The sequence below is a fragment of the Anaerohalosphaera lusitana genome (genome assembly GCF_002007645.1).
GTDB lineage: Bacteria > Planctomycetota > Phycisphaerae > Sedimentisphaerales > Anaerohalosphaeraceae > Anaerohalosphaera > Anaerohalosphaera lusitana.
Window position 1 is genome coordinate 209,256 of the sequence record NZ_CP019791.1, and the last position, 21,967, is coordinate 231,222.

Sequence of the window (21,967 nt, forward strand, 5' to 3'; positions counted from 1 at the left end):
AAATACGAAATCAGACAGCCAATAGCGCTAAACAATTACGCACAAGTAATTTATGGGAGACGCCGATCATGATCGCTGGAAAAAAACTCGCCGTCACGGTCCTTGTCACGATCATAGCAGCAACCGCAATCGCTGAAATCGAAACCCGGCCGATGTTCGACCAGCCGCCCGCCCCCAAGGCGCAGCAGCCCGAAAAGTTCCCCTACATCGGCAAGGTCACAGGCCAGAACGTCTACGTCCGCTCAGGCCCAGGCACCGCATACTACTTCAGCGACAAGGTCAGCGAACCGACCACCGTCACCGTCGTCTCAAGCGTACACGACATCTGGCTCAAGATCCTGCCCACGGAAGACGCCTTCTCCTGGATCTCCGCAGACTACGTCCGCAAGAGCCCGACCGACTCCGACACCGGCATCGTCACCGCGGACAGCGTCCGCGTCTACGCGGGCTCGGGCTTCATCAAGCCCCAGCACTCGTCCTCCTTCCAGACCAAGCTCAACGAAGGCGAAAAAGTAAACATCCTCGGCCCAGTAACCGACGGCTACTACAAGATCGAACCGCCAGAGGGCGCGTTCTATTACATAGCAAAACGCTACGTCGACTTCGTCCGTTCCCTCGCACCCGAAACCGAAGAACCCGCAGACGAAGAAGCTGAACCAGCGGACGAACAGCCCACCGACGAAGAACCCGCAGACGAAGCGGCCCAGCCTGCGGATGAAGACACAGACGAACAAGCTGAACCAGCCGAAGAAGACGAAACCACAGAACCCGCGGACGAAGAACCCGCCGAAGGTGAAGACCAGGCAAAGGTCCCGACCGAAAAAACATACGTCCTCGAGGTGCAGGAGATCGCCCGCCAGGTCGAGCAGATCCACTCCAAACCGCTCACCGAGCAGGACTACAGCGAAGTCAGGACCCAGCTAAAAGAGATCGCCGACAATCCCAAAGCGGGCCGAGCAGTCGAATACGCAAAGTACCTCCTCGACCGCATCGACAACTTCGAACTCGCTATCAGGGCAGGCCAACTCGTCGAACGCCAGGAACAGGCCCTCGAACGCAAACGCCGCCAGATACGTGCCGAATACCAGAAGAAGCTGCAGATGATCCCGCAGAACGACGATTTTATCGCCACCGGCACACTGCGAAAATCCGCCGTCTTCACCACCGAAACAGGCCAGCAGCGATACCTGCTCATCGGCGACAACAAACGCATCATCGCCTACGCCGTCCCCGCAACCCCGATCAACGTCTCAACATTCGTAGGCAAAGAAGTGGGCCTCATAGGCGACCTCGTACCCGTACAGGGCCAGTCGATACCACTGATAAAATTCATCGAACTGAAGGTCATAGAACCGAAAGAAACAACCGGCGAATAACAATAACACTGAAGGTCAAACCCAACCAACAAGGCCCGGCAAATAAAACCGGGCCTTTTACATTTCAAGCTTTAATCTCAGATGATTTTTGTGAAATCGAAACGAAGGATTGCAAATGACAATAATGGATGTGTTATTTTTTGTTGTAAGGGTTTTTGCTTTGGTTGTCATAATTCGGGTGATCTGCTCAAATAACATCAAAGCTTTAGATGGAGAGCGTCAGCGGGCGGTTATACTACTGTCTTGGGCTGGCATTTTTACATTAAGTATTCAGTTTGTATATGACTTTTTTCGACTATTAAACAACTTACTCAATTAAATACTCAAACGAGGTGAATTAAGAAACTGGTATATAACGACCTCGCGTATTTTTCTCAAAAATGGTTGGAAGGCGAATCCGTGGGAGGACAAAAATCATGCAAATGATCTTGCGAGAGATTTTTAAAATCTATCCTTTTGTTCTGCCGGGATTATTGGTCTATATAATTTTTTTCTGGTCCAGTAAAGAGCCTCCCTCGAAACTTAAATTTGTTGGACAGATGGAGTTCGCAATAGGATTTGTCGTTTATTTGGCCGTTGGCGTAATTCCCGTTGCCTTGGAAATACGTTTAAGCCCTTCTTTTACACTAGTGGGTTTCCTCTATGGGGTGGCTTCCATGATTATTGGCATTGGACTAATGAGCGGAAATCCAATTGCCCGTAAATCATGCATAGCAATTTCGATTATTCGGTTATTTACGATAATCGGTACAATTCCATCTATTGTGAGCCTGAGGGCTTTGTGTACGGATAATTCTGTAAGAAACTTTTTTCGCCTAGATAAGAAGCAAATTAAGAAATCATGAAAGCCAGATACCCCGGGGTGAAATAACAAGCTGGTTGGAACTGGCATCAGGAAACCGCCTCCATCGAGCTTTGCGAGGTTGTCCGCTGTTATGAGCGTCAAACGGATGCCATTTACGTTCTGACGGTCGGCGATGAGGTCATTGAGACCACAGCCGAACAGCCGTTCTTTGTCAAAGGCAGGGGCTGGTACAAGGCTGGCGAACTCAAGGCAGGCGATCTGCTGTGCGACGTCGCAGGCCGAGCCGTCACGCTCGACAAGATAGATAAAATGTTGTCAAAACCACGACCACCGTTTACAATCTCGAAGTAGCCGACGCACACACATACTTCGTCTCAGACGCCCAACTGCTGGTTCATAATAATCCGTGCGGTAACGCTGCCCGTCCTCCAATTGGCAAAAGATTAAAATACGCCACGCGGAAAAAGGCTGAACAGGCTGCAAGACGGGCTGGGAAAGGTGCAAAAACCAGTAAACCATACTGGCGTAAAAGCGCCGCATGGCAACCATTTCCATCCTGGCAAAGTAAAGCCCAATGGGAAAGTAAAGCCTCTAAATCACGATCATTATTATTACCCGAATCATGCTGGATAAAGGAAAATTGCCGTGGTTTTAAATAAGAAGTTGCATGAAGCAGTAAAATTTAATGACATAGAGCTTGCTGGTAGCCTAATATCACAGGGGGCAGACGTGAACTCGGTGATCGATGATTACGCATCCATCCATTGGGCTGTCCAGGAAGGGTATCTAAAGATGACTGAATTGCTTCTAAAATCTGGGGCAGAAATAGAAGTTAAGGATGAATCCCATTTCACTCCGGTTTACAAGGCGGTTGGTGAAGGCCATTGTGAAATTCTTAAGTTGCTACTGCAAAAAGGGGCCAATCCGAATGCAATTTCTGATACCGGTGATACCCCACTGCATATTGCCTGCGCATGGGGACGTTACAGAGAAGCTCAATGCCTTATTGAGTATGGTGCAGAATTAAACTTGCAGGAAGAAGACGGAAGAGTCCCGCTCTCATTCGCTGTGATGTATGGGCATTACGACCTGGTGGAATTGTTGCTCAATAAAGGTGCCAGAATTTCGGTTAAGGACGATGAAGGAATTTCCCCGTATGATATGGCGATTAACAGCAGAGATGCAAAAATGATACGCCTATTTGAGAATACTACTGATGAGGGTTAGTCTGCTATCGTTCAGGGATTAGCTTGCTGCTGGGAACGATGTTTACACGGAGAGTTCAAAACATGCCAAGAGACTTATGAAAAAAGCTAGTGGTGGAGGCAAAGTTTTTTCTGAGGCGCCGCATGGACCTGGCTACTACAAACATATCCATGATTCAGGCCGAAATTTTGGACATGCATTCTATGGTCGTGGGGTGCAAAAAAGTCATCTGTGCTTAAATTCTTGATCTTTCATAAGTCAACATTGTCAATTACGTACGTAATTGACAATGTTGACAGGGGGCTTAGTCTGTTATGTGCTGCTGGAAGTGGTCAATGCGGTTATGTGGGCGCACGATTTGCGGGGATGTCATAAAGCAGGTAAGTTTTTCCAACGGGATTTCTTGCTACGCCGCCAGGCGGTGGTATGATTTCAGAAGTCCGCCGAGGCGTTCGATGCACTGAATTTCGGCTGTCTCGTCAAGCTGGTGCTTTGGTTCGATGATCCTGCCCAGTGATTGGTGAATGCGTTCGTGGTGATAATAGTTGATGTACTCATCAAGAACGTACTCGAGCTGCTCGACGGACGACAGAATCAGATGATCAAGGCATTCTGATTTTACTGATCTGACGAACCTTTCCGCGTAGGCGTTCAGGTCGGGACTGTGTGCTGGCAGTCTTAAAGGTTCTACGCCGTGCAATAATAAAGGTGTCATGGCCAGCCAGCGCATGTAGCTGCGCAGCCCAGCAACAAAAACCACCTGCCACCACCGTAACCTTTCGAACCAACACTCACAAATCTTCCTCACTGCCCGCCGAAAATATCGAACGGCCCCTTCAGCACCGGGAACGTCTCCGTCTCGATCTCCGGATCCTCCAGCTTGCCCCGCACATCTACCCGCGCGATCGCACCGCCCAGCCCCCTCGCCAGCGACTCCATCATCGACGGGTCCTCCTTCACGTCCGTCCCGAACGCCGTAAACGTCAGATCCACCCGCTGCGTATCCATCGCCAGGCTCCCCCGACCCCGCAGCACGTTCGCCTCGCCGATCATAAGCACCTCCTCGAACACCATCACATCGTCCCGCAAATACGAATCGACGCTCACCCGGTCGAACACATAATCCGTCGGCTCACTGAACTGCATCGCCGTCAGCACCTTCCCGAAAAACGACCGCCTCGCAAGCCGCATATCCCGCACCTCCACCTTCAGCCGTCCCATCCGCTCAGCCTCCTCGCCAAGCGTCCCGGACACCCCAACCGACCCGCTCATCACGCCACGAAATCCCTTCCCGCCGGCCGCCTTATCCTCGGACCGCTGCACAAACTCGCTCGCATTCACCCCCGCAAAATCCAGCCGCATCGAATAGCCCGGCCCCTTCTGATCATCACCGAACCCAAGCGAAACGGCCCCCTCGACCTTCCCTCCGTAAACATCCGCCCGCAGGTCCTCGCACACCAGCTCGCCCTCCTTCGCATCGAGCATAAAATCACCGCGCACATTCGTAAACGCTCGCCCGCTCACAACCAGCCGATCACCGCCGACCGCACCGTCGAACCGAACGAACCCGGCCTCCGTTTCATATCGTCCCGCCCCCGAAAGCAATCCGTCAAACGTAACATCCGACTCACCCAGCACAAACTCCGCGCCCCCAAGCTCCGCCTGCCCGCCAAACTCATACCACCGCTTGCCCTTCTCCCCCGTACCGAACCGCAGCGGATCGAGATGAACATCCACAGCCCCGCTCAACTCACTCGCGATCTCAACCGCACCATCCCCCAGCAATCCCAACGGCAGCTCACCAGCCGTACCGCCTTCCATCGCGACCGCAAGCTCCCCGCCGCTCAGCTTGCCGTCCTCCCGAACCATCTCGCCATCAAGCCACATCTCCCCCGCCTTGCCGTATTCCCCGCGCACATCATCCAGCACAATACGCCCAGGCTCAACCACCACATCACCCCGGATCCCCCTCGCCGCAAAATCCGTCCCCGCAGGCTCGACCGACACGCCGTCACAACTCACCCGCACCGAATACTCACCGTCCCCCGCCGAATCGACATCCGCCCGCAGATCGACCTTCCCCGCCGCGCCCAGCATCTCCACGACCTCCGCCGCCTCATCCGAAACACGCTCCGCCAGCCCGCCCGCGACATCGACCCCCTTCACCGAAACCTGCAGCGCATACTCCGCCTGATCCCCGCCGAACCCGTCGATCCGCCCGGCAACCTCAAACTCCGCATCGCCGTCCCTGCCCGCAAGCCGCTCGATCACCACGTCATCCCCCGCCGTCTTCGCGCCTATCTCCACACCCGCAAGCTCCAGCCCGTAACGCTCGAACATCAGCCCCCCGTCTCCAACATGCAGATCCGCCTCATACCGCGCATCCTCCCCCTCACCGGGCAGCACCTTTATATCAGCATCCAGCAAACCGCTCGGCCGAAACTGCTTATAAAACTCCCGCCGATCCGCCTCGAACGCACCCCACAGCTTCTCATCCATCGGCACATTGTCCGCATCGATATTCACCACGCCCTCGCGGTCCTTGCCGATCCGCCCATTGATCCGCACCCGCTTCGTCACATCCTCCCGCACTTCACTCTCACACGCCACATCCTCCAGCCGAACCGCCCCGTCCTCGACGACCATCCGCCCCCGCAAACCCTCCAGCGGATACGGAAAATCCTGGTAAACCACATCCACCCCCAGAAGCTCAACCTCCAGCCGCTCATGCTTTTCGATCGGCTCATCATCCTCTTCACGCCGCACACCCGAAATCTCCTGCACCAGGCTGATCCGTCCCCGCGGCGCGAACTCGAACCACTTCGCCTTATCCCTCGGCCGAAGCGCCGAATACAGGTCCTCCCCAAGCTCCATGTTCGGACTCCGCACCGTCGTAGCAAACCGGATCCCCTCCTCCGTCCGCTCCGACTGCCCGCTTATCACAACCTCCACATCACCGTGCCGCCCCTCGATCCGCGGATACTCCGCCCCGCCGTCGCCAAACGCGATCTCCCCCTGCACATCGTCCAGCCGATACGGGAATTTGTAATACGTTGCCGAAATGCCCTTCAGCTCAACCGTCCCGCTGATCCGCCGTTTCCGCTCCCAGCTCCCGCCCCGCATATTCATCGTCAGATCGATCGCGCCCTCCGGCCGATACTTCTTATCGAAAACCTTTTCCACCCCGCCGCCGATCTTCTCGCTCAGCCCCTCGCCGTAAACCAGCGCCCCCGCCCGCCTGCTCTCGCTCAGCACCAGATCCTCCGCCCGCACCGCAAGATCGACCTCCGTCCCCTTCTCGACCTGTCGAATATCCCCGCTCACGCTCACCTTGCCCGCACCGCCGCACAGCTCCGCCGCGAATCCGTCAATACTTACCACGCCCTCACCATACCGCACCGCCGCGTCCAGCCCCTCCACATCCACACAGTTGCCCAGCCACATAACGTCAGGCCCGCCCACACGCTCCGTAGCAACCGTCACCTTCCGCTCCTCCGTATCCCACCGACCGCCGATCGCACCCCGCTTACCCGTCTCACCCACCAGCACACTGAACGCATACACGCCGTCATCCTCCAGCGTCAGATCCGACCTGCCAACCCGCACCGCCGCAATATCCCGCAAACCGTCTTCACCAACCTCAACCGCCCTCAGCCGCACATCCTTCAGCAACAAACTCTCCAGCGAACGCCCCCCGTCACCACCGCCCGACCGCATATCCAGCCCCGCAAAGTTCCACACCCCGTCCTCACCCCGCGCCAGGTTCACATCCAGCCCGTCGATCTCCACGCTCTCCACAATCCCCTTAAAGCTCCCCCACAGCCCGCCTGCAAAAACCACGTCCACCTCGTCCGCCTCCGCCAGCGCAACCCCGCCGAACTGCTCCCTGCCCCCGCCGAAGCACAGACCCTTCATGTCCAGCTTGCCGCTCAGATCAAAATCGATATGATCAAACTCAACCCCCGTCCCTGTCATCCGCTCCAGCACACCCTCCGCAACAGGCCGCAAAACCCGCTCGCCAGCCATATCCAACACCACCCCCGCAGCCGCCAGCAGCACCGCCGCAGCCGCAAAACCCCGCAACAAAAATCTGCGAAACCAAATTTTCATAATTCCCCCAGCAAACAAAATCTCGCCATCAATCCAACCGCATCAGCCAACCCGTAGGATAGGCCATGCCCACGCAAACGCAACGCCAGCCGCACCATCACCCCGCCCGTCATCCGCCGCAGGCGGACCCATACAACATAACGAGCACACATGCACGCCCAAAACAGCATCCAGCCAACGTGCCCACCAAAACAACCATGGCGAAAACGCGAGCGGCGCCTAAGGTTGTCACCCCGGACTTGATCCGGGGCCCAGAGAACATAACGAGCACACATGCACGCCCAAAACATCATCCGCCAGACGCGTCCAAAACAATAATCATGGCGCAAAATGCGAGTGCCCACGCAACGCCAGCCGCACTACCGCAGCGCCTTCCAGCCAATATCCCGCCGACAGTACGCATCCTCAAACGCAATCTTATCCACAGCCGCATACGCCCGCGCCTGCGCCGCCTTGAGATCATCCCCAAGCGCCGTCACACCAAGCACACGTCCGCCGTTCGTCACGATCTTGCTTCCGCCCTCCGCAGTCGCCGTCCCCGCATGGAACACGACGACATCCTCCATCGCGCCTGCATCGTCCAGCCCGCCGATCTCCTTGCCCTTCACGTAAGGCCCCGGATACCCGCCCGACGCCATCACCACACATATCGCAGGCCGCTCGTCCCAGCCCATATCCACCTCGTCCAGCCGACCGTCACAAACCGCCAGCATCACCTCCAGCAGATCACCCTTCATCCGCATCATGATCGGCTGCGTCTCCGGATCGCCGAACCGCACATTGAACTCCAGCACCCTCGGCCCGCCCTTGGTCAGCATGATACCCGCGTACAGCACACCCTTGTAAGGCGTCCCGTTACGCGCCATCCCCGCAACCGTCGGCACCAAAACCTCGCGCACGATCTGATCCATCACCTTATCCGTCACGATCGGCGCCGGACTGTACGCACCCATCCCGCCGGTATTCTCACCCGTATCACCCTCGCCCACAGCCTTATGATCCTGCGAGCTCTCCATCACGAAAATGTTCCGCCCGTCCACGAACGCCAGTATCGACGCCTCCTCGCCCAGCAGCTTCTCTTCCACGATTATCTTCTCGCCCGCCTCCCCGAACGCCTTCTCGACCATGATCTTCTCCGCCGCCAGTATCCCGTCCGAAGGCTCGTCGCAAACGATCACGCCCTTGCCCTTCGCCAGCCCAGCCGCCTTGATAACCACAGCCTCGTCCCGGCTGGCGATGTACGACTTCGCATCCGCAAAATTCGTGAACGTCCTGCTCTCAGCCGTCGGTATCGAGTTCGCCCGCATGATCTCCTTCGCGAACACCTTGTCCGCCTCCAGCTTCGCAGCCGCCTTGCTCGGCCCGAACGCCTTGATTCCCCCCGCCTCGCACGCATCAACCAGCCCGTCCGCCAGCGGATCCTCCGGCCCGACCACCACCAGCCCGACCGAATTCTTCTTCGCCCAGCCGACAACCGCATCATGATCGTTCACATCCAGATCCACGTTGATACCGACCCCAGCCGTCCCCGGGTTCCCAGGCGAAATAAACAGCCTGCCAAGCTTCTTGCTCTGCTTCAACTTCCACGCGATCGCATGCTCACGACCACCACTGCCAATAACCAAAACGTTCATCATATTTCCTTAAAACCTGTCAATATTCCAATACTCAATAACAACCAACCGCACTATCGACCGCATCACTAACATTTGTCATCGCGAGGAGCAAAGCGACGCGGCGATCCCAACGCCAGCGTCGACCAAGATTGTCATCCGCCGCAGGCGGACCCAGCATATAACAAACGCCGCCAAATGCGGCCTCCATATTTCTCACATCATCCGCCCGCCGAACCACCCGACGATCACGCATGCACGCTCACAAACGCATGCAGCCAACCAAAAACGCCAACGTCGACCAAGATTGTCATCCGCCGCAGGCGGACCCAGCATAAACAAGCCGTCGCGCAGCGACTCCTTGCGAGCACACACGCAACGCCTGCCGCATCACCTCCACCACGCTAATATTTTGTCATCGCGAGGAGCAAAGCGACGTGGCGATCTCAAGCGTTCAACAAAGGCGGCCCGTTCTTGCCGGCAAAAACACCTGCAAAACCGCCAGCCGACACAAACCAAAACAATACCACAACCACCCCCAATTCTCAAGCAATCTTTACCCCCCAAAAGCAACGCTTCGCTGTCATCAGCCTCGCCAATCGCAAACACCTCTCCCTGTCATCCCGGACCCCGATCCGGGATCCAGCATGAAAAAGCCGTCGCGAAGCGACTCCCTTGCCAGTCCCCCCGTAACACCAGCCGCATCACATGTCAACCGCCAGCCTAACATAAAGTATGTCATCCGCCTGAGGCGGACCCAGAGAACACCACGATCACGCATACACGCTCACCAACGCATGCAACCCACAAAACTACGAGCAGCGACCCACCTGCCCAAAAAATCACCTAAACCCGCCCCCAGATCCAGCCGATATAACCGCGCAACCGGACCATAACACCAGAATTGACCGCAAAAAGACTGGAAAATAACCGTTAACCGGCACAAATGCTACATAATCGGCGGGGCCGAAAATGAAACATACAAAAACAAATGCGAATAAAACCGATAAAGGCTTCACCCTCATAGAGCTGATGATCGTCGTCTCCATCCTCGGAATCGTCTCAGCCATCGCCTTCCCAACATTCAAGGACCACGTCGCACAGGCAAAAGAAGCCGCCGCAAAAGACAACCTCAGGGTCCTCCGCGAAGCAATTAACCGATACGCAATACAGCACAAAGACGTACCCCCAGGCTACGCAAACAGTGACCCCTCAAATACACCCAATGAACTCGCCTTCGGCTTTCAGATGATCAAAGCATCGACTGAGGATGGGGCCCTGTCAAATCCAGGCACCGCTGGTTACCCTTACGGCCCTTATTTGCCGGAAATACCAACCAATCCATTCAATGGACTTTCAAGCGTAACTGTCCTCACAGACACAGATTCTTTCCCCTCGCCCCCGCCTGAAGATACCGGCTGGATATATAAACCACTCATTAAAGAAATCCGTCTCAACACAGCAGGAACGGATTCACAGGGCAAGAGTTTCTATGATTATTGATCTTCCCCATCATCCGCCGCTTTCTTAAAAACCAGTTGCTTAACCTGTGTTTCGCCAGGTTCCTGAAGTGGCATACCCTCCTCATTACCCGTGGTGTAAGCCACGTATTGCGGCATAGTAATCCAGTCCACGTTCCATCTTTGACCATCCTCACTTACGACCCCAGCTAGTATTTCCGTCAAATGTCCTTCGAGGTAACCGCCCCCGATCTCAACATGCAGGTCTTCAATGACTATTTCTACAGTAACTTCCTCACTATCAGAATCATACTGAACAGTCCACTCCCCGGCCTCCAGTCTGCTTGACTTACCTTTTTTCATTTCATATGTCTTAGTCTGCCCAGGCTCAATTTCGAAGCGTCCCAGTGCAAGCACCGCTGACGGGATCTCTCCATCATTTTCGAAGGTAATCTCCCAACCTGTATCGATGTTCGACCAAGTCCCAACCATCTGTTCTGGAAATACAGCACCTTCAGGAAGAATCACATTCATTGAATGGGATGCACAACCACTAATGACAGTGCAAAACAGGACAATTATTGACAATCTAAGCAAGTCAATCTCTCCAATGCAACAGTTAAAACGAAAACTTTTTAGAATCAACATTTTACTGCAAGCCCTTTTGAGACGCAAGATTTCAATCCCTGGTAACAACTTTCATGCGAACATTCCATACTTTGTGCCTCCCATGATTCTAGCCAAACACGATAGTACATACACGCAAGAAACGATAGATATGAAAAGGCTCTCTTTGCATTTAGCTTCAGGTCATCCTCTTTTAGATGATCTAGTTGATTTCAAGACAATCACCTTCAAGATCGTAGTCATCCTTCCAGTTGGCGGTAAGTATGTTCAAGTCATTAACTCCTACTCGGTAATAGCCAGTAAACGGACTGCCCTCTACCTTGTGATCAAAGTCCGCCGCTATCCACGGATGCGTCGCAGGATCAGAATAGTGAGTTTGTTTCCATCCGTTGATCAAAAGGTTCAAGTCATTGACTCCTACATGATAAAATCCACCGAACGGACAACCCTCGACTCCGCCATCCGCATCACCCTCACACTGATACTCATTACACCAGCTCTCGGGTCTGCCGACTTCCATCCATGTATTATAATCCGGATGTTCAGCAGGGAAGCATTCAATCTCTTCCGCAGATGATTGAAGTGACAGAATGATAAGTCTGTCATCCAGACACTCCCCAGTTACATTCGTATCGTCTTTCCAGTTTGCGATCAATATATTCAGATCATTGACACCCACTCGATAAAACCCCGTAAATGGGCTGCCTTCTTCGGCGTGGTCAAAATCTGCAGCAATCCAGGGATCAGTAGCAGGATCTACATAATTTGTATCTTTCCACCCCCAAACTAGCAAGTTCAGATCGTTGACACCTACTCTATAGTAACCCGTAAATGGACTGCCCTCTGTTAGTCCATCTGAATCACCTTCACACTGATACTCATTACACCAGCTCTCCGGCATGCCCACACTAACCCATTCCCCATAATCAGGGTGCCCGCAGGGAAAACAACCACATCCCGTCCCAAACTGAAAAGGCAGATTTGTAGTCATAGCATCCCCGTTTTGGTCGACAATTCCACCCCGAATTGCGTTTATGTCGATCTCACCAGACACCGATGTTCCACTGCCCAAAATGATTCCTGTCCCATCCGTCTCACCTTCCAGATGAGCCACACTAATACAAAAACTCGAATTGGGCAACGTTGTAGTGCCCGGAAACGCTTGAGGAGCAATTGGGCTACCCAACTGATTTGGACTCAGAGCCCCATCATATAAAGTCGGATCAGAATGCGCCGCATCAGGGAACACATCAAAATATGAATCGATCTGAACACTGCCAATCTGCCCCTCTATACAATCGACGTTCAAGGCCATCCCAACGATCTCCGTATCAGGCTTATTGATCGTCCATGACAGGGTCCCCGTCCCGTCACCATTGTCGGTTAGCTTAAAATCCACATCCACCCCGAAGCTAACACCCGCTGCAGCCAATACTATGATAAGAGCAAACAGTCTCTTCATACCTGCCTCCTGAATTTAAGCATCATTTACAGCTACTATAATACATAAATACTTGCACGTATACAAGACAAAAATGACTTTTTCTTCCATCACGTCTCCAAGCTGGCTGTTAATCGAAAGTCGCGCAGCAAAAAACCCCGAACCGAACAGGGCCCGAGGTTCAAAATTCGAAAAGCCGAAGGGCTCATCACCCTCATCTGGATTGTAGAGACATAAGAAGAGGCAAGCCTCGAAAGGCTTGCCTCTGGGGAAAACTTCTAACTAAGCCGGGTTCTTACTTACGGCGACGGAGGAAAAGACCACCGATACCGAGAAGACCCAACGTCATTGGCTCAGGTACTACATTTACTGTAGATGTGCTGATGGGGCTAAAACCAGAGTTGTACAGAGTCAGAGTAGCAGTGCCTTCAGCTGCACCTGTCAGACCAAACTCAAAACCAGTGCCAGGTGTCAGAGCATCTGTTACACTAGTATCAGAGTTTGTGAATGCCCAGAAGCTGCCATCGCCATACGTACCGTAGAAGGTAGTAGTAGAAGCAGGAACAGTAATGTCTGTCATCGTGTCGTCACCAGACCAAACTGCTGCACCACCCAAGTCAACTGAGATATAACCATCATACTGCAGGCCATCATCAGATACGATCTGAACCGTAACTGTGTCGCCAACCTGAATTTCTTCCGGAGCAACAACGCTGAGACCAGCTGCTGCCATAGAGCCAATACCAAGAACCAAAGCCAAAACCATTAACTTCTTCATCATTAAATCTCCTTCATGCATTTTAGAGTTTCTGTTCTTCGCCATATCCTAACACAGAGTATGACTTACAAACAACTTACAATTTCAACTACTGTACATCAAGACATGTACCTGTCAGGTTTGTATCGTCCTTCCAGTTGCTGATAAGGATATTGAGGTCCTCTACACCAACCCTGTAGTAACCAGTGAAGGGGCTACCTTCTTCAGCGTGATCGAAGTCAGCTGCAATCCAAGGATCAGTTGCAGGATCAACATAATCAGTGTCTTTCCAACCAGCAATCAGGATATTCAGGTCTTCAACACCAACCTGATAGTAACCAGTGAAGGGGCTACCTTCGCGAGCACCGTCAGCATCACCTTCACACTGATAATCGGTTACCCAGCTCTCGGGAGAACCAACTGCAACCCACTCGTCATAATCTGGGTGATCTACAGGGAATCCACCTGGTTGGGCAATTGAGAACGCAATTGGCAGGTTAGTTGTCAGAGCGTCGCCGTTCTGATCTACAACACCACCGCGAGTTGCGTTTACGTCAAGCTGACCTTCAGCACCAGCTCCACTTGTCAGAACAATACCGGCACCGTCAGTTGTGCCTTCGAGGTGACCAACGCTGATAGCAAAGCTTGCGTTAGGCAGAGTTGTTGTGCCTGCAGAACCCTGCAGAGCTACTGGTGTACCAAGCTGACCAGGAGCGGTTGCACCGTCATACAGCGTAGGATCAGAATATGCTGCATCGATGAATACATCGAAGAACGAATCAACTGCAACTGCATCGACTGTGCCAGTTGTAGCGTCAACATTCAGGCCCATACCGACGATTTCGGTATCAGGCGCATTGATTGTCCACGACAGGGTACCTGTGCCGTCACCATTATCGGTAAAAGCAAAATCTACGTCCGCTGCGAACGTCGGCACTGCCATAGCCAAAACGACCAAACACATAGCTAACTTTTTCATGAAACACCTTCCTTTCTCTTTTTCTCTCTTTCTCTACAACTCCAAGAGCAACGCACCCTTCGAGCCTCTCTATTAGTGTTGAAAGCCCCGGTTACTGTTATCCAGCTTCCGGAGTATTGCTTTCATGATTGAATAATACTAATTTGGCAACCTAAATGCAAGTCAAAAAGTTTTCGGCCTTAACAGGATAATGTGAATTTTAGCAGATTTTCACCGCCAATCGCACTATCAGTACTGTTATGGGCCCTGCACCCGGAAAAACCCCTTTTATAAGCCTTAAGAGCGATTATTTATCGGGCGTTACAGACGGTAATTTTACCCGGTTTCTGCAAAAATTTCTATACCCTGCAGAATTTTTTTCCTTCGAAATCGCAAACCACCACCCCCAAACAAGGCAAATCCCCCCAAAATCCGGCCCCAAACCCCTATATCTCACCTGCCAAGAACCCTGAAACCGACAATTTTATGGGCCCAACCCCACCAAACACACAAGCAAAGCCTGATTCGCAAGCAACCGCGAAACGCCAACCGCACCCTATTGCCATCCGCCCCAGCCGGCCTCCACATTTTCCACATAATTCCCCAGCCGGCCTCCGTCCCACCCCGCTAACTTCTTGTCATCGCGAGGAGCGAAGCGACGTGGCGAACTCAAAGCCGACGGCCTCCAACAGCACATCCAAAACACAAAAACCAGCCGCCTGTCATCCGCCTGAGGCGGACCCAGAGAACACCACGAGCACGCATGCACGTACAAAACAGCATCTCGCCAACGAGCTCAGCAACGCAAGCAACGCCAAATGTTGTCATCCCGGACCCCGATCCGGGATCCAGCATAAAAAAGCCGTCGCGAAGCGACTCCTTCCTGTTGACCACCCAAACCAACCGCATCCGTGAACTATGACGCATTTAAACCGCAAAAACGCCCCTAGCCAACACAAAAACGAGCAGCGCCTAAGCTGCGAGTGACCACGCAACGCCCGCCACAAACCTTATATAAATGCTTGAACCGCGAAATTCCGCCATATAACTTACTATAAAGGCTTGCATCCCGCTGCACACGCATGCAGATCAACCAACCCGGCCTATTTCCGCCACTCAAGAACCACACCGGCGAACAAAAACCGCCCGAATACGCGAAATTCCATTTTTCTGCCCGCAAACGCACATTTTCTGCCGATCTATATTATAAGGACAGAATAAAAATGACCCCGACCAACGACCGCTGCAGCCGCTCATATACCCCGAAAAAACCGTTATGAGAGTTTCGCAGGGTGATTTGCTGGGTCAAAACGGTGTTTTTACGCTCTACTTCCGATTCCCTAAGTCATTGCTGCATAGACACTTACCTGCAGGCCAGTTTAGATGACGGGTTTTTGTTTAGAAATTGCGCCCTGAATTTGTAATATGTATCCCCATGAAAAGTTTTCTGCACGGACGTCTGGTAATAGTACGGCTGATCATGCTGGCGGCGATGCTTTCGCTGGTAGCGATCGGCATAGCCACGATCTACGCCAGCGGCCACCCCGCTGAGGTGGACGAGGCGAGCAAATACGCCGGCGCGTGGAAGAAGCAGGCCGTGTACGCGGCCGGGGGAATGATGGCGTTCATTTTCGTTAACCTCTTTGACTACCGCAAGTTAGGGCCGCTGAGCTACTGGCTCTACGGCGGCATTTTAGCGGTCCTTGCGGTGCTGCTGCTTGGTAAACGGATGGACATTCCGTTCGTGCCGGTGATCAACGGTACCTGCCGATGGATACGCCTGGGAATAGGGTCGCGGTTCGTGCAGGTACAGCCGTCGGAATTCTGTAAGATCATATATATACTGGCTTTAGCGTGGTATTTGCGGTTCCGTAAGAACTACCGCCAGTTCCACGGCCTGATAGGACCGTTCGCGCTGACACTGCTGGCGATGGTGCTGATACTCTTCGAGCCTGATCTGGGCACGGTTCTGCTGATGATGCCCATACTTTTTTCCATGCTGTACGTAGCGGGCGCGAAACCGAAACATCTGTTAACCATTGTGGCGCTTGGAGTTATAAGCTTTCCGTTTCTGTGGGGTCACATGAACCACTACCAGCGCCAGCGGATTAGCTGCGTGCTGCTGCAGAGCGATTATATGAAGGACCTGGCGCAGAAAAATGGGCGGGTTGCGGAGGTGCTGACTGGTAATGACAGGTTCAATCCGAAGGCGTGGGAGCGGGGCAACGGCTGGCAGCTAAAGCACAGCAAACTTGCCATAGCTTCAGGCGGCATAAAGGGTTACGGCTGGCGCAAGGGGCCTTATATCAAGTATAACACCCTGCCTGAGAGACACAACGACTTCATATTCGCGATCATTGCACACCAGTGGGGGTTGATCGGATGCGCGGTGGTTCTGGGGCTGTATGCGGTGCTGATAGGGTGTGCGAACGAGATCGCGTGGGCGAATACGGACGCGTTCGCGCGGCTTGTGACGGTGGGGATCATGGCGATGTTTACTGTTGAGGTAATCGTTAACATCAGTATGACACTGGGTTTAATGCCGATAACTGGTTTGACTTTGCCGTTCGTGAGCTACGGTGGATCGAGCCTGGTGGTGAGCATGATGGCGGTGGGACTGCTGAACAATATCGGGCGCGAACGGCCGTTCAGTGTTGCGGGCCGAGCGTTTGAGAATGTTTGATCGTACGATGTAACATCATTTTATAACTGCACTTACGTTCAATCTAAATGACATCTTGGGGTGAGGATTATAGGAGGCCGAAGTTTTCTTTTTCTGTGAGGACGACCCATGGGCGCTGGTCGGTTTTTTGGATTGTACGGGGCGGGATCTTTTTTATGTCTTTGAGCCAGATGAGGGTGGCGTAATTTGCGTTTTCGCGGGCGGCCCAGTAGGTGTCTGGGCCCTGTATCTCGTTGTTATAGCAGGACTTAAGTTCGCGGATGCGGGCGGGGGTGAGATTTTCTTCGGTATGGACGCGGGCGACGGTGGCGGTGGCGAGGACGGGGCCGGAGGATTGCTTTAAGTACAGTGTATGGCCGGACTTAACGCAGCCAAAAGGTGCTCGGCGGTCCTTTGTGAGGCGGAATTCGACGGTTTTGCTGCCTGCGAGGATGGCTGCGAGGTATGGGCGTTTGAGGATTACTAAATGGGCGGTTTTCATGGGGGCATTATAGCGGGGGAAATGTGCATGTGCAATGTCTATTTGGGGCTAAAATCCTGGATATTCGGCCCCATATGCGGGATTGGAGGGGCGGACGGGTTAGGGTGCAATACTCAGTCGAATCTGGGAATCGCCCCAGTGAAAGCATTGGTAAAGTTACCAGATGGACACCTGGTAAATAAGACATTGGCTGAAATCGGCTGTTTTTGGGCGTTTTTCGGGGGTGAAAAGTTGGGCAAAAGTAGGGTAAAACTTAGAAGAAACGGGGTAAAAGTAAGCAAAGATGGGGTGAAAATGGGTAAAAGTTGACAGGCTGTTTCCTACCTGTCAAGTGGGAGAAACGGGTTGGGGAAGGGGTCGCCACGAAGGCACGAAGAGCACTAAGAAAGTGAAAAATGATAGAAGAAGGAGGACGCTGCGCGACTCTAATTTATGCTGGGGTCCGCCAAAGTCGGATGACATAATGGGTATTGAAGTACTGGTTAATGGTGCAGGAGTTGGACGTTGGGAGGAGCAAGTATTGTGATGTGAAAGTTGGGCCGCCGCAGAATTTAACAGCACCGCCTCCGACGAACTTTCCGCTGAGTCCATTCTCGGCGAACTTTTTTCATTAATATTATGCGGCTGGTGGGTGCGGAAATGGTCGGGGTTGTTGGGATGTTGATTTTGGTTGGCTGAAGTTTTGTGATGATCTTATGTTTGGGCTTGACAGTTTGGGGTGTGCAGGTGGGTTTCAACCATGGGGCCGCTGACGTGGGTTAAGGTGTGCGAGACAGATAAGTCCTTGTTAATAAAGCACTTATGAACATATTAAAGGTGTCTGACCCTTTTTATTTATTTAATTGGTATTTTTTTTAGTGAGGACGAAATGGAATTTAAGAGTTCGGTTGAAGTTGCGGATGATGCTATCAGAAAGATGAATGAGCGGATCACTGATGAGGTATTTCTTACTATTCAGAATGACCGGGAGCTGATGGGGGCCTATTTGCGGGCTGTTCAGGAAGAGGGGCTGGATCGGGTTAATCAGACGGTCGGGCGTGCGGTGAAGAAAGCTTACGGGCTGGAGAACAAGGAGCGGGAGGGTGAGCCGGAGAGTACGCTTATACGGAGCCATATGATGTTTGAGTGATGGATTTTTGTGCTATGGACGATGTATCGATAATGTAGAGTTGCGGTTATTGTGGTCGTGCATGCGCGCCCGTTGTGTTCTCTGGGCCCCGGATCAAGTCCGGGGTGACAGATGTTAGTTAAGCGTGATGTTTGTTGGCGCTATGGACGTGGTGCTTTGGTGTTGGGTTGTGGTTGTTTTGTGCGTGCATGTGTGCTCGTTATGTTCTCTGGGTCCGCCAAAGGCGGATGACGGCGGGAGGCGTTTGCGGCTGGCGTTTGGTTCTCTGGGGCTGGCTTAGGCGGATGACAGGCTTTGGTGGTGCGGGTTTTTGTTACCCATGTGCCCGGTTTGAAGTGTTACCCATGTTAAGGTTGAAATACGTGGGCCGGGGTGACAGCATGGGGTTGATTCGGTATAATGTTCGGCGTTGGAGCTTTAATGAGCTTGGCAGATGCTGCTGTTTATAGGAGGCGGGGTGAAGTCATATTTCGTTTACATACTGGCGAGTAAGCGGAACGGGACGCTTTATGTGGGGGTGACGAATAATCTGCGGCGGCGGATGTGGGAACATAAGAACGGGCTTGCGGAGGGGTTTACACGGGCGTGGGGTGTTGGTCGACTGGTTTATTTCGAACGGTTCGATCATGTGGACTGTGCGATCCGGCGGGAGAAGCAGTTGAAGAAGTGGCGGAGGCGGTGGAAGCTGGAGCTTATCGAGAAAGATAATGCGGGGTGGGAAGATCTGGCGGAGCGGTTTTAGTTTCGTTAGGGGTGTCTTTTTAGGGCCATGAACGTTGTGCTTTAGATGTTGGGTTGCGATTATATTGTAGGTGCATGCGCACCCGCCATGTTCTCTGGGTCCGCCTGAGGCGGATGACAGTATGGGGTTGTTGCTTGTTTTGTTATGGCGCCATGGGCGTTTTGTTTTAGATGTTGGGTTGTGGTTGTTTTGGGCGTGCATGTGTGCTCGTGGTGTTCTCTGGAGCCGCCTGAGGCGGATGGCGGGGGTTGCTATATGGAGGCGGCTTGCTTGGGGGTGGAGTGGTAATATGTGGTGATAAAAATGAAGGGCCGGGGAGTGGAGTCCCTCGGCCCTTCTTCTATTTGTAATCGACGTGCAGCTCTTTATTATGGTGAGCTACTGTTCGTCGTTTGCCTCGAACTCGGCGTCGATTACGTCGTCGCCGCCCTTGCGTTTGGTTTCGCCTGGTTCGGGCTGTGGCTGTTCGCCTGCTGGGCCTGGCTGGCCCTGAGCGGCCTGCTGCTGTTTTGCAGACTCTTCGTAGAGGACCTTGCCGAGCTCCTGCGAGGTTTGCTGCAGGTTGTCGATGGCCTTTTTGATCGCGTCGCCGTCGTCGCCCTTCTGTGCTTCCTTGAGGTTGTTGACAGCTTCTTCGATCTTCGAGCGGACATCGGCAGAGACCTTTTCGCCGTGTTCCTTGAGCGTCTTTTCGGTGGTGTAGACGAGCTGGTCGGCCTGGTTCTTGAGCTCGATGACCTCGCGTCGGCGTTTGTCTTCTTCTGCGTGGGCCTCGGCGTCTTTTGTCATCTTTTCGATGTCATCTTCGTTGAGGCCCGAGCTGGATTCGATCTTGATGGACTGTTCCTTGCCTGTGCCGAGATCCTTGGCCGATACGTTGAGGATGCCGTTGGCGTCGATGTTGAATGAGACTTCGATCTGCGGCAGGCCTCGCGGTGCGGGCGGGATGTCGGTCAGTTGGAAGCGACCGAGCGTTCGGTTGTCGCGTGCGAATTCGCGTTCGCCCTGGAGGACGTGGATGTCGACGCTGGTCTGGTTGTCGGCTGCGGTCGAGAAGACTTCCTTTTTGCTTGTCGGGATGGTCGTGTTGCGTTCGATCAGTTTTGTCATGACGCCGCCGAGCGTTTCAACGCCGAGAGAGAGCGGAGTCACGTCGAGCAGGAGGATGTCCTTTACGCCTGCATCGCCTGCGAGTACCGCACCCTGGATGGCAGCACCGAGCGCTACGACTTCGTCGGGGTTTACGTTCTTGGACGGATCCTTGCCGAAGATATCCTTTACGATCTCCTGGACCTTCGGGATACGTGTCGAGCCGCCGACGAGGAGAACTTCGGCGATGTCAGAGCCGGACATGCCCGCGTCTTGCAGCGCCTTGTGGCAAGGCTGCTTGAGACGTTCGAAGGTGTCTTCTGCGAGGGCCTCGAACTTTGAGCGTGTGATGGTCATCTGCAGGTGTTTGGGGCCTGACTGGTCGGCGGTGATGAAGGGCAGGTTGACGTTTGTCTCCATCTGTGTGGAGAGTTCGCACTTTGCCTTTTCCGCGGCTTCCTTGAGGCGCTGATGTGCCATTGGGTCGTTGCGGAGGTCGATGCCTTCGGTCTTTTTGAACTCGTCGGCGAGGTGGTTCATCATTATTTCGTCGAGGTCATCGCCGCCGAGGTGACCGTCGCCGTTGGTTGCGAGTACTTCGATGACGGAGGACTGGTCCTCGAAGCCGCCGATGTCGAGGATTGAGACGTCAAACGTGCCGCCGCCGAAGTCGAAGACTGCGACTTTTTCGTCCTTTTTCTTTTCAACGCCGTATGCGAGTGCGGCTGCTGTTGGTTCGTTGATGATACGCTCGACCTTGAGGCCGGCGATCTTACCGGCGTCCTTGGTTGCCTGGCGCTGAGCGTCGTTGAAGTATGCGGGGACGGTGATGACGGCCTGGTCGACGGTTTCGCCGAGGTAGTCTTCGGCGGTCTTTTTGAGGTCCTGGAGGACCATGGCCGAGATCTCGGGCGGTGTGTATTCCTTGCCGCGAGCCTTTACTTTTACGAGTTCGCCCTGGTCGCCTGTTACTTCGTAGGGGACGAGCTTTTCTTCTGAGGAAACTTCGCTGTGGCGGCGACCCATGAATCTCTTGATCGAGAAGATGGTGTTCTGGGGGTTTGTCACCTGCTGGTGTCGTGCGGTCTGGCCGACGAGACGTTCGCCCTTGTCGGTGAATCCGACGACGGAGGGGGTGAGGCGTGAGCCGGATGCGTTTACGAGCACCTTCGGGTTGGAGCCTTCCATAACGGCTACAACGGAGTTAGTAGTACCTAAGTCAATTCCAATAATCTTACCCATATAAATTACTCCCTGAATCTGCTTTGATTTCTGAGTTGTTTCGAGATTTCTGTTTGCTTTCGTTTTCTGCAGATATTTTGTGCAAAGGGCGTGCCAGAAGAGGTAGATACGGCTAAGTAGTGCTATGGGCGGGACTTAGGTGGTTGACGCTTTTGGGGAGCGGGGGCTGTCATTGTGTCATATTGGCAGAGGCGCGGTGTCGTTCTGTCGTATGGGCGGTGTGAGTGGGAAATATAAAAGGAGTCGCT

Annotated in this window: 20 protein-coding genes and 1 pseudogene; 10 read left to right on the plus strand and 11 right to left on the minus strand. The window is 53.4% G+C overall.

Annotated features, from left to right (window positions below):
- The first annotated feature begins 68 nt into the window (after positions 1-68).
- The 5 genes and pseudogenes from STSP2_RS17440 to STSP2_RS00980 all read left to right on the plus strand — a co-directional run bounded on the left by STSP2_RS17440 (position 69) and on the right by STSP2_RS00980 (position 3,408).
- The gene (locus STSP2_RS17440; RefSeq protein ID WP_205847954.1) at positions 69-1,376 is read left to right on the plus strand and encodes a hypothetical protein; all 1,308 of its coding nucleotides are present in this window, start codon (positions 69-71) and stop codon (positions 1,374-1,376) included.
- Positions 1,377-1,792: 416 nt separating this feature from the next.
- On the plus strand, positions 1,793-2,221 hold the full coding sequence (locus STSP2_RS00965) for a hypothetical protein (RefSeq protein ID WP_146658988.1): 429 nt from the start codon (positions 1,793-1,795) through the stop codon (positions 2,219-2,221).
- Positions 2,222-2,283: 62 nt separating this feature from the next.
- Complete coding sequence (locus STSP2_RS17940; protein ID WP_146663959.1) at positions 2,284-2,532, plus strand: polymorphic toxin-type HINT domain-containing protein; 249 nt, start codon at positions 2,284-2,286, stop codon at positions 2,530-2,532.
- Positions 2,520-2,840 (plus strand): annotated as a pseudogene (locus STSP2_RS17945) (hypothetical protein); the annotation flags it as partial. The gene STSP2_RS17940 and the pseudogene STSP2_RS17945, both read left to right, overlap by 13 nt.
- Complete coding sequence (locus STSP2_RS00980) at positions 2,827-3,408, plus strand: ankyrin repeat domain-containing protein (RefSeq protein ID WP_169852885.1); 582 nt, start codon at positions 2,827-2,829, stop codon at positions 3,406-3,408. The pseudogene STSP2_RS17945 and the gene STSP2_RS00980, both read left to right, overlap by 14 nt.
- Positions 3,409-3,793: 385 nt before the next feature.
- Here STSP2_RS00980 and STSP2_RS00985 read toward each other — a convergent pair whose 3' ends face one another.
- From STSP2_RS00985 to STSP2_RS01005, 5 genes are all read right to left on the minus strand, one after another.
- Complete coding sequence (locus STSP2_RS00985; RefSeq protein WP_146658992.1) at positions 3,794-4,147, minus strand: integrase core domain-containing protein; 354 nt, start codon at positions 4,145-4,147, stop codon at positions 3,794-3,796.
- A 44-nt stretch (positions 4,148-4,191) separates the two neighbouring features.
- The gene (locus tag STSP2_RS00990; RefSeq protein WP_146658993.1) at positions 4,192-7,497 is read right to left on the minus strand and encodes an AsmA-like C-terminal region-containing protein; all 3,306 of its coding nucleotides are present in this window, start codon (positions 7,495-7,497) and stop codon (positions 4,192-4,194) included.
- Positions 7,498-7,856: 359 nt separating this feature from the next.
- Entirely contained in the window at positions 7,857-9,131 is a 1,275-nt protein-coding gene (gene purD, locus STSP2_RS00995; RefSeq protein ID WP_146663960.1) for a phosphoribosylamine--glycine ligase, read from the minus strand.
- A gap of 34 nt (positions 9,132-9,165) precedes the next feature.
- Entirely contained in the window at positions 9,166-9,366 is a 201-nt protein-coding gene (locus STSP2_RS01000) for a hypothetical protein (protein WP_146658996.1), read from the minus strand.
- A gap of 330 nt (positions 9,367-9,696) precedes the next feature.
- Positions 9,697-9,891, minus strand: a complete 195-nt coding sequence (locus STSP2_RS01005; protein WP_146658997.1) for a hypothetical protein — start codon at positions 9,889-9,891, stop codon at positions 9,697-9,699.
- A gap of 191 nt (positions 9,892-10,082) precedes the next feature.
- Between STSP2_RS01005 and STSP2_RS17890 the strand changes: the two genes are divergently transcribed.
- Entirely contained in the window at positions 10,083-10,613 is a 531-nt protein-coding gene (locus STSP2_RS17890; protein ID WP_146658999.1) for a type IV pilin protein, read from the plus strand.
- On the opposite strand, the gene STSP2_RS01015 is transcribed toward STSP2_RS17890, so the two are convergent.
- The 4 genes from STSP2_RS01015 to STSP2_RS01030 form a co-directional block, all read right to left on the minus strand.
- Positions 10,607-11,167 carry a hypothetical protein gene (locus STSP2_RS01015; RefSeq protein WP_169852886.1) on the minus strand — a complete coding sequence of 187 codons (561 nt, stop codon included), beginning with the start codon at positions 11,165-11,167 and terminating at the stop codon, positions 10,607-10,609. The two genes, STSP2_RS17890 and STSP2_RS01015, sit on opposite strands and share 7 nt — an antisense overlap.
- A gap of 232 nt (positions 11,168-11,399) precedes the next feature.
- On the minus strand, positions 11,400-12,659 hold the full coding sequence (locus tag STSP2_RS01020) for a hypothetical protein (protein WP_146659004.1): 1,260 nt from the start codon (positions 12,657-12,659) through the stop codon (positions 11,400-11,402).
- A gap of 274 nt (positions 12,660-12,933) precedes the next feature.
- A complete protein-coding gene (locus tag STSP2_RS01025) occupies positions 12,934-13,419 on the minus strand; it encodes a PEP-CTERM sorting domain-containing protein (RefSeq protein WP_169852887.1) in 486 nt (161 codons plus the stop codon).
- A gap of 85 nt (positions 13,420-13,504) precedes the next feature.
- Positions 13,505-14,374 (minus strand): hypothetical protein, encoded by an 870-nt coding sequence (locus STSP2_RS01030; protein WP_146659007.1) that lies wholly within the window; start codon positions 14,372-14,374, stop codon positions 13,505-13,507.
- Positions 14,375-15,788: 1,414 nt separating this feature from the next.
- Here STSP2_RS01030 and STSP2_RS01040 point away from each other — a divergent pair.
- Positions 15,789-17,036: an FtsW/RodA/SpoVE family cell cycle protein gene (locus tag STSP2_RS01040; protein ID WP_146659011.1), complete on the plus strand. Its 1,248-nt coding sequence runs from the start codon at positions 15,789-15,791 to the stop codon at positions 17,034-17,036.
- A gap of 67 nt (positions 17,037-17,103) precedes the next feature.
- On the opposite strand, the gene STSP2_RS01045 is transcribed toward STSP2_RS01040, so the two are convergent.
- Entirely contained in the window at positions 17,104-17,517 is a 414-nt protein-coding gene (locus STSP2_RS01045) for an ASCH domain-containing protein (RefSeq protein WP_146659013.1), read from the minus strand.
- 138 nt (positions 17,518-17,655) lie between these two features.
- Between STSP2_RS01045 and STSP2_RS17230 the strand changes: the two genes are divergently transcribed.
- The 3 genes from STSP2_RS17230 to STSP2_RS01055 all read left to right on the plus strand — a co-directional run bounded on the left by STSP2_RS17230 (position 17,656) and on the right by STSP2_RS01055 (position 19,388).
- Complete coding sequence (locus tag STSP2_RS17230) at positions 17,656-17,826, plus strand: hypothetical protein (protein WP_169852888.1); 171 nt, start codon at positions 17,656-17,658, stop codon at positions 17,824-17,826.
- A 559-nt stretch (positions 17,827-18,385) separates the two neighbouring features.
- The gene (locus STSP2_RS01050; RefSeq protein ID WP_146659015.1) at positions 18,386-18,646 is read left to right on the plus strand and encodes a hypothetical protein; all 261 of its coding nucleotides are present in this window, start codon (positions 18,386-18,388) and stop codon (positions 18,644-18,646) included.
- A 433-nt stretch (positions 18,647-19,079) separates the two neighbouring features.
- A complete protein-coding gene (locus STSP2_RS01055; RefSeq protein WP_146659017.1) occupies positions 19,080-19,388 on the plus strand; it encodes a GIY-YIG nuclease family protein in 309 nt (102 codons plus the stop codon).
- A gap of 378 nt (positions 19,389-19,766) precedes the next feature.
- On the opposite strand, the gene dnaK is transcribed toward STSP2_RS01055, so the two are convergent.
- A complete protein-coding gene (gene dnaK / locus STSP2_RS01060) occupies positions 19,767-21,719 on the minus strand; it encodes a molecular chaperone DnaK (RefSeq protein ID WP_146659019.1) in 1,953 nt (650 codons plus the stop codon).
- Between the last annotated feature and the right edge of the window lie 248 nt (positions 21,720-21,967).

Coding starts and splice junctions, on each gene's coding strand:
- purD (WP_146663960.1), bottom strand. CDS start 9,131: ATGAACGTTTTGGTTATTGGCAGTGGTGGTCGTGAGCATGCGATCGCG.
- STSP2_RS01040 (WP_146659011.1), top strand. CDS start 15,789: ATGAAAAGTTTTCTGCACGGACGTCTGGTAATAGTACGGCTGATCATG.
- STSP2_RS17440 (WP_205847954.1), top strand. CDS start 69: ATGATCGCTGGAAAAAAACTCGCCGTCACGGTCCTTGTCACGATCATA.
- STSP2_RS01055 (WP_146659017.1), top strand. CDS start 19,080: ATGCTGCTGTTTATAGGAGGCGGGGTGAAGTCATATTTCGTTTACATA.
- STSP2_RS00990 (WP_146658993.1), bottom strand. CDS start 7,497: ATGAAAATTTGGTTTCGCAGATTTTTGTTGCGGGGTTTTGCGGCTGCG.
- STSP2_RS01025 (WP_169852887.1), bottom strand. CDS start 13,419: ATGATGAAGAAGTTAATGGTTTTGGCTTTGGTTCTTGGTATTGGCTCT.
- STSP2_RS01045 (WP_146659013.1), bottom strand. CDS start 17,517: ATGAAAACCGCCCATTTAGTAATCCTCAAACGCCCATACCTCGCAGCC.
- STSP2_RS01000 (WP_146658996.1), bottom strand. CDS start 9,366: ATGCGTGATCGTCGGGTGGTTCGGCGGGCGGATGATGTGAGAAATATG.
- STSP2_RS17890 (WP_146658999.1), top strand. CDS start 10,083: ATGAAACATACAAAAACAAATGCGAATAAAACCGATAAAGGCTTCACC.
- STSP2_RS01005 (WP_146658997.1), bottom strand. CDS start 9,891: ATGCGTGATCGTGGTGTTCTCTGGGTCCGCCTCAGGCGGATGACATAC.
- dnaK (WP_146659019.1), bottom strand. CDS start 21,719: ATGGGTAAGATTATTGGAATTGACTTAGGTACTACTAACTCCGTTGTA.
- STSP2_RS01030 (WP_146659007.1), bottom strand. CDS start 14,374: ATGAAAAAGTTAGCTATGTGTTTGGTCGTTTTGGCTATGGCAGTGCCG.
- STSP2_RS01050 (WP_146659015.1), top strand. CDS start 18,386: ATGGAATTTAAGAGTTCGGTTGAAGTTGCGGATGATGCTATCAGAAAG.
- STSP2_RS00965 (WP_146658988.1), top strand. CDS start 1,793: ATGCAAATGATCTTGCGAGAGATTTTTAAAATCTATCCTTTTGTTCTG.
- STSP2_RS01020 (WP_146659004.1), bottom strand. CDS start 12,659: ATGAAGAGACTGTTTGCTCTTATCATAGTATTGGCTGCAGCGGGTGTT.